Source organism: Planktothrix sp. FACHB-1355, from assembly GCF_014748295.1.
Lineage (GTDB): Bacteria > Cyanobacteriota > Cyanobacteriia > Cyanobacteriales > Aerosakkonemataceae > Aerosakkonema > Aerosakkonema funiforme_A.
Window position 1 is genome coordinate 1 of record NZ_JACJUP010000447.1, and the last position, 4,935, is coordinate 4,935.

The 4,935-nt window shown below is 47.4% G+C and carries 10 protein-coding genes; all 10 read left to right on the top strand.

The genetic code is table 11. The features are described 5' to 3' along the window. Positions 1-68 precede the first annotated feature (68 nt). The 10 genes from rpsC to rplR all read left to right on the top strand — a co-directional run bounded on the left by rpsC (position 69) and on the right by rplR (position 4,762). A complete protein-coding gene (gene rpsC, locus H6S82_RS18015) occupies positions 69-800 on the top strand; it encodes a 30S ribosomal protein S3 (protein WP_190460884.1) in 732 nt (243 codons plus the stop codon). A 111-nt stretch (positions 801-911) separates the two neighbouring features. Beyond that, complete coding sequence (gene rplP / locus H6S82_RS18020; RefSeq protein ID WP_190460882.1) at positions 912-1,331, top strand: 50S ribosomal protein L16; 420 nt, start codon at positions 912-914, stop codon at positions 1,329-1,331. A 3-nt stretch (positions 1,332-1,334) separates the two neighbouring features. Next, positions 1,335-1,574, top strand: a complete 240-nt coding sequence (rpmC, locus tag H6S82_RS18025; protein ID WP_190460880.1) for a 50S ribosomal protein L29 — start codon at positions 1,335-1,337, stop codon at positions 1,572-1,574. Between the two features lie 12 nt (positions 1,575-1,586). Further along, complete coding sequence (gene rpsQ, locus H6S82_RS18030; protein ID WP_190460878.1) at positions 1,587-1,835, top strand: 30S ribosomal protein S17; 249 nt, start codon at positions 1,587-1,589, stop codon at positions 1,833-1,835. A gap of 106 nt (positions 1,836-1,941) precedes the next feature. Then, positions 1,942-2,310 (top strand): 50S ribosomal protein L14, encoded by a 369-nt coding sequence (gene rplN / locus H6S82_RS18035; protein WP_190460876.1) that lies wholly within the window; start codon positions 1,942-1,944, stop codon positions 2,308-2,310. After that, positions 2,310-2,690, top strand: coding sequence for a 50S ribosomal protein L24 (rplX, locus tag H6S82_RS18040; RefSeq protein ID WP_242056995.1), 381 nt, complete (start codon positions 2,310-2,312; stop codon positions 2,688-2,690). The genes rplN and rplX overlap by 1 nt, the downstream gene beginning before the upstream one ends. A gap of 121 nt (positions 2,691-2,811) precedes the next feature. After that, the gene (gene rplE / locus H6S82_RS18045; protein ID WP_190460874.1) at positions 2,812-3,357 is read left to right on the top strand and encodes a 50S ribosomal protein L5; all 546 of its coding nucleotides are present in this window, start codon (positions 2,812-2,814) and stop codon (positions 3,355-3,357) included. 10 nt (positions 3,358-3,367) lie between these two features. Beyond that, the gene (gene rpsH, locus H6S82_RS18050) at positions 3,368-3,769 is read left to right on the top strand and encodes a 30S ribosomal protein S8 (RefSeq protein ID WP_190460871.1); all 402 of its coding nucleotides are present in this window, start codon (positions 3,368-3,370) and stop codon (positions 3,767-3,769) included. 94 nt (positions 3,770-3,863) lie between these two features. Continuing rightward, positions 3,864-4,403, top strand: coding sequence for a 50S ribosomal protein L6 (rplF, locus tag H6S82_RS18055; RefSeq protein WP_190460869.1), 540 nt, complete (start codon positions 3,864-3,866; stop codon positions 4,401-4,403). Then, a complete protein-coding gene (gene rplR, locus H6S82_RS18060; protein ID WP_190460867.1) occupies positions 4,400-4,762 on the top strand; it encodes a 50S ribosomal protein L18 in 363 nt (120 codons plus the stop codon). The genes rplF and rplR overlap by 4 nt, the downstream gene beginning before the upstream one ends. Positions 4,763-4,935 lie beyond the last annotated feature (173 nt).

Below are 4,935 nucleotides of genomic sequence, written 5' to 3' on the forward strand. Positions count from 1 at the left end.
GAATTCAAATGGCAAATTTAATCTGAAATCTGAAATCTAAAATCTAAAATCTAAAATCTAAAATCGATATGGGACAAAAGATTCATCCAGTTGGCTTTCGACTGGGCATAATCCAAGAACATCGCTCTCGCTGGTATGCCGACGCCGATCGCTACCCAGAGCTACTCCAAGAAGACTACAAAATTCGCAACTACGTCGAAAAAAATCTGGCTAACGCCGGCATTTCCGACGTGCGAATCGAACGCAAAGCCGATCAAATCGACTTAGAAATTCGCACCGCCAGACCCGGTGTAGTTGTCGGTCGCGGCGGCACGGGTATTGAAACCTTGCGAACCGGTCTTCAAGAAGAACTGGGCAGCAACCGTCAAATTCGCATCAACGTCGTCGAAGTAGCGCGAGTAGATGCGGATGCAGGTCTGATTGCCGAATACATCGCTCAACAGCTAGAGCGTCGCGTTTCCTTCCGCCGAGTTGTCCGTCAAGCAATTCAACGCGCCCAGCGTGCTGGAGTTCAGGGAATCAAAGTACAAGTAAGCGGTCGCCTCAACGGCGCAGAAATCGCTCGGACTGAATGGACGCGGGAAGGGAGAGTACCCCTGCATACCTTACGGGCAGATATTGATTTCGCTTACCGTACCGCCAAGACTATCTACGGCATTCTTGGTGTCAAAGTGTGGATCTTTAAAGGCGAAATCATTCCCGGACAAGAAGAAGTCGCTCCTGCTGCTGCCCCAGGTACGCCTCGCCGTCGTCAAGGCAAACGCCGTCAGCAATTTGAAGACCGTTCCAATGATGGGTAATTTAAAATTTTCGATTTGAGATTTGAGATTTTTAGATGCAAAAGCAATCCAAAATCCTCTCATCCTCTCATCCAAAATTCTCATTCCCAATTACCAGCACAATGACAAGCCATGTTAAGTCCTAGAAGAACTAAATTCCGCAAACAACAGCGCGGGCGCATGGAAGGGTTAGCCACCAGAGGTAGCGAACTTAACTTCGGTGACTTCGGTCTGCAAGCGCTAGAACCAGCCTGGATCACATCTCGTCAAATCGAAGCTAGCCGTCGTGCCATGACCCGCTACATTCGTAGGGGTGGCAAGATTTGGATTCGCATTTTCCCCGACAAACCGGTCACGATGCGTCCCGCAGAAACCCGGATGGGTTCTGGTAAAGGCTCGCCTGAGTTTTGGGTGGCTGTAGTCAAACCGGGACGAATACTGTTTGAAATTACAGGCGTTACCGAAGCGACAGCTCGCGAAGCAATGCGTTTGGCTTCTTTTAAGTTGCCAATTAAAACAAAGTTCGTCATGCGCTCTGAGGAGAATGTATAAACTATGTCTCTTCCCAAGATTGAAGAAGCCAGAAAATTGAGCGATGAAGAGCTGGCAGAACAAATTATTCAGGCTAAGCGACAACTGTTTCAGCTACGCCTGCAAAAAGCAACTCGTCAGTTGGAAAAGCCGCATCAGTTCAAGCACACGAAGCACAAAATAGCTCAGTTGCTGACAGTAGAACACGAACGAAAAATGGCTGCCCAAAAATCCGCGAGTACCACCGGGTCAGTCGCGCAATAGGAGGAAGTGGCAATGGCAGTTAAAGAAAGAGTTGGCTTAGTTGTCAGCGACAAAATGGATAAAACCGTGGTGGTAGCAGTGGAAAACCGCTCTCCCCACCCCAAGTACCAAAAAATTGTGGTGCGTACAAAACGGTATAAGGCTCACGATGAAGAAAACAAATGTCGTGAGGGCGATCGCGTCCGCATTCGCGAAACCCGTCCCCTTAGCCGCACCAAACGCTGGCAAGTCATTGAAATTCTCAGCTCGAATAAAGCCTAATCGGAAATTTCAGATTTCAGATGGCAAATTTATTAAATTTGAAATTTGAAATCTAAAATTTGAAATTCACCGATTAGCGATTAGCTTTTTAGCAACTAGCAAAGCCGTGATCCAACCCCAGACTTATCTCAATGTTGCTGATAATAGCGGTGCCCGCAAATTAATGTGTATCCGGGTATTAGGTGCCGGAAATCGCCGCTATGGCAATGTAGGTGATGTAATTATCGCCGTCGTCAAAGATGCCATCCCCAATATGGGGGTGAAGAAATCAGATGTAGTGCGAGCTGTGATCGTCCGCACTCGCAAAGGTTTGCGTCGCGAAAGCGGTATGAGCATTCGTTTCGACGATAATGCCGCCGTAATCATCAACGCAGATGGCAACCCCAGAGGCACCCGCGTTTTTGGCCCCGTAGCGCGGGAACTGCGCGATAAGAACTATACCAAAATCGTATCCCTAGCTCCGGAGGTGCTGTAATGGCTAATCGTGGCATTGGTCAAGCATCTGCTAAAAAAGCAGGCAATAATTCTGTGCGTTACAAAATGCACGTTAAAAAAGGTGACACCGTTCAAGTTATCTCTGGTAAAGATAAAGGCAAAGTCGGTGAAATCTTAAGGACGTTTCCGAAATTAAGTAAGGTAATCGTCAAAGGGGTTAACATCAAAACCAAACACGTTAAACCCCAACAAGAAGGGGAATCGGGTCGGATTACTACCTATGAAGCACCGATTCACAGTTCTAACGTGATGCTGTATTCCACTAAGCAAAACGTTGCCAGTCGCGTCGGCTACACCTATACCGAAGAAGGTAAGAAAGTACGGGTGCTGAAGAAAACTGGCGAAATTATAGACAAATAAATGCAAGAATTTCAGATTGGAGATTGGAGATTTGAGATTTAATTAAATCTGCAATTTGAAATTTGAAATTTACCGGAATCGCCTTCCTGACCAAGCCCAGGAAGATAGAGAAACGAAGACAATGACTCAACGACTGAAAACCGAGTATCAAGAGAATATTGTTCCCAAACTGAAGGAACAGTTCAATTACAAAAACATCCATCAGGTGCCGAAGCTGGTGAAAATCACCCTCAACAGGGGTTTGGGCGATGCAGCGGCAAACGCTAAGGCACTGGAATCTTCCTTGAATGAAATTGGCACGATCGCAGGTCAAAAACCTGTAGTCACAAGAGCCAAAAAAGCGATCGCGGGTTTCAAAATTCGCCAAGGTATGCCAGTCGGCATTATGGTGACGCTGCGGGGAGATCGGATGTATGCCTTTTTCGATAGATTAGTCAACCTGGCGCTACCCCGCATCCGCGACTTTCGAGGTATTAGTCCCAAAAGCTTTGACGGTCGCGGTAACTACAGTCTGGGCGTAAGAGAGCAGTTGATTTTTCCAGAAATCGAATACGACAGAATCGATCAAATTCGAGGTCTGGATATTTCGATCATCACGACTGCGAAAACAGACGAAGAGGGTCGCGCCTTGCTTAAAGCTTTTGGGATGCCTTTCAGCGATCGATAAGGAGGAGACGATGGCGTCGAATGACACAATTTCAGATATGCTGACGCGCATCCGCAATGCAAATTTAGCGCGGCATCAAAAAACAGCGGTACCGTCCACAAAAATGACTCGCAGCATTGCAAAAGTCCTCAAGGAAGAGGGCTTTATCGGCGAGTACGAAGAAAATGGCGAAGGAGTCAAGAAAGAGCTGGTGATTTCTTTGAAATACAAAGGAAAAAATCGTCAGCCCATCATCACCAAATTGAGAAGAGTAAGCAAGCCAGGACTGCGAGTTTACTCGAACCGCAAAGAATTACCGCGAGTTCTCGGTGGCATCGGCATCGCCATAATTTCCACTCCCAGTGGGATTATGACCGATCGGGAAGCGCGACGCCAGGGAATCGGTGGTGAAGTACTTTGCTACGTTTGGTAACTCGGTCAAGATTCATCGGTCATCAGTCACCTACTTTCCGACTTTTGAATGATTGACTTTTGACAACTGATAACTGACAAAGGACAAAAACGTTATGTCTCGTATCGGTAAGCGCCCGATCGCTGTTCCTGATAAAGTATCGGTGACAATAGACAACCAACACGTTGCTGTAAAAGGGCCGAAAGGAGAACTTTCTAGAGTTCTGCCAGCAGGGATAACTGTAGTGCAAGACGGCGGAACTTTGCAGGTTGTGCGGGAAAATGAGTCTCGCAGCCTCCGTCAACTTCACGGTTTATGTCGCACCCTGGTAGCCAACATGGTTGAGGGAGTCTCCCAAGGCTTTCAGAAAAAATTGGAAATTCAAGGTGTTGGTTACAGGGCCAGAGTTGACGGTCGCAATCTCGTTTTGGTCGTGGGCTATAGCCACGAAGTCAAAATCGAACCGCCCGCTGGCACCCAAATGGCTGTTGATGGCAACGTCAATATCACCGTCAGTGGCATCGATAAAGAACTTGTGGGTAACTTAGCAGCCAAAATTCGCGCCGTCCGCCCACCAGAAGTTTATAAAGGCAAAGGCATTCGTTATGCCGGTGAAGTAGTCAGACGTAAAGCTGGCAAGGCAGGGAAGAAATGAAGCTGAGTCGCATAGAATCGAAGCAGCGTCGGCATCGCCGCATCCGGCGCACAGTCTTTGGAACACCAGAACGTCCTCGCTTAGCTGTGTTTCGATCGAATCAGCATATTTATGCCCAAGTGATCGACGACACCAAGCACCATACCCTTGTAGCCGCCTCGACAGTCGAGCCAGACTTAAAAGCAGAATTAAAAGCTGGCTACAATTGCGATGCTTCGACCCAGGTAGGCAAATTGATTGCACAGCGAGCTCGCGAAGCGGGTATTGAAAAAGTCGTATTCGATCGCGGCGGCAATCTTTACCACGGTCGGATCAAAGCTCTCGCCGACGCAGCTAGGGAAGCCGGTTTAGACTTCTAGTTGTCAATCGTGTCATCAGTCATCAGTCATGAGGAAATGACAAATGACTTTTGACAAATGACAAATGACAAAAAAAAAGGAAAAAACAATGGCGGAAAAAGAAAAAACTCGTAAAAAAAGCAGCCGCACTAAAGAAAAAGAAACTACCTGGCAAGAGCGGGTCATCCAAATCC